Source organism: Parashewanella hymeniacidonis (assembly GCF_016900895.1).
Lineage (GTDB): Bacteria > Pseudomonadota > Gammaproteobacteria > Enterobacterales > Shewanellaceae > Parashewanella > Parashewanella hymeniacidonis.
Window position 1 is genome coordinate 1 of the sequence record NZ_JAFEUN010000249.1, and the last position, 1,938, is coordinate 1,938.

At 45.0% G+C, this 1,938-nt stretch carries 1 protein-coding gene; it reads left to right on the forward strand.

Annotated features, from left to right (window positions below; all coding sequences use genetic code 11):
• Positions 1-520 precede the first annotated feature (520 nt).
• The gene (gene ltrA, locus JQC92_RS22105; protein WP_205001685.1) at positions 521-1,864 is read left to right on the forward strand and encodes a group II intron reverse transcriptase/maturase; all 1,344 of its coding nucleotides are present in this window, start codon (positions 521-523) and stop codon (positions 1,862-1,864) included.
• Positions 1,865-1,938: the final 74 nt, after the last annotated feature.

Sequence of the window (1,938 nt, forward strand, 5' to 3'; positions counted from 1 at the left end):
CTTGTGTACGCCCAGCATGGGCGTGAACTAATGAGGTGAAAGTCCTCTGTAGGAAGATCACCGTTTATTAACATGATGTTATTAAACGATAACTACTAGCGAATGGCAAGGGCTTATCCGTGAGGGTTGGTCTGGAGGAAGCCGCTAGCAAACTTACGAGCTGATGGATAAAAACATCATATGAGGCGTAGGCTGGAGGTGAGCTGGCACAAGACAGCGAAACCATGTGATCTAACGGCCACCGTAAATGATGCAGCAGTGTAAGGAAAGTTCACGTTCTTATCTGGGGAGATCTGTTTAACTTGCGATCGGCAGGTAACCAGTAAGGCTCTGGTTTATAAGTGTCTTGGCTTTTCAGTCTCATCACCTGAAAAGAGCAAATAGATGAAAACCGATAGCGCATGACTGGGCAACTAGGCATGTGATTAAACAGAAGTCAGCAGATGGCATATTAGCCCAACGCCCATCGTAATGGTTGGGACATGGTGAAGGCCTGAACATTTAGAAAGAAGGAGGAGCCTTGTCAAACTTGTCGATACCGACTACGTCGTCAGACGATTACTATCAACAGCGTAATGACCCGCAGCCAGCCTTCAAATGTACGCTATTCAAACAAATTTTTGAACCAGCGAATATGCATCAAGCATGGAAGCAAGTCAGAGCCAATAAAGGCGCAGCAGGCATTGATGGAATGAGCATCGAGCAATTCCCTCAATGGGCACAGCTTCATTGGCAGCAGTGTAAAACACTACTGGAGGCCGGAGAATATAACCCCTCCCCAGTGCGCCGAGTTGACATTGACAAGCCTGATGGCGGCAAACGGCAACTTGGTATACCCACTGTCATTGACCGAGTGATACAGCAAGCGATTTCTCAAGTGCTAAATCCGCTATTTGAGCCGACCTTTTCGGAAAGTAGTTTTGGCTTCAGACCGAATAGGAATGCGAAACAGGCGGTAGAACGAGTCCAAAGAATAATAAAACAAAAGCGAAATTTCGCAGTCGATGTCGATTTATCGAAATTCTTTGACCGTGTAAATCATGATTTACTGATGACACACATCTCAAGAAAGATCGAAGATAAACAGGTACTGCAACTTATTGGCAAATACCTTCGTGCTGGAGTGATGATCAACGGTCAGCTCACACCAAGTTATGAAGGAGTTCCTCAAGGTAGTCCGCTATCTCCCTTATTATCAAACATCATGCTTGATAACTTAGACAAGGAGCTGGAAAGCCGAGGACATAAATTTGCCAGATACGCTGATGACTTTATTATCTTAGTTTGCTCAAAACGAGCAGGAGAAAGAGTACTTGAAAGTATCACACGATACTTATCATCTAAGTTAAAACTGATGGTTAATAAGGAAAAGAGCCAAGTAGTTAAAGTGAATCACAGTAAGTTTCTGGGGTTCACCTTTCACCGAGGTAAAATCAAATGGCACCCAAAGATACTGCACAATCTTAAGCAAAGAGTACGAAGGCTGACCAACCGTAACTGGGGCGTGAGCATGAAGTACCAATTGTTTAAGCTGAAACAATATCTTCAGGGCTGGATAAACTACTTCGGGATAGCTAATGCGTATCAGCAATGTGTGGAGCTTGACCACTGGATACGTCGACGAGTAAGAATGTGCTACTGGCGACAATGGCGCAAGCCAAGAACCAAAGTGCAAAGCTTACTTAAACGAGGCGTGAAAGAGAAAACGGCCGTTGCCTGTGGGATCACAAGCAAAGGGCCATGGAGAAGCTCTAAAACATATGGAATACAACAAGCATTAAGCAATAACTACTTATCTTCGCAAGGATTGTATTCACTTAAAGAAGGATGGATAGCTGTACATTACCCTTTAAAGAGGAGCTAAATGAACCGCCCTGTGCGGAGCCGCATGCAGGGTGGTGTGGGGGCTGAGGGTTAGAGACCCTCGGCTACCCGATT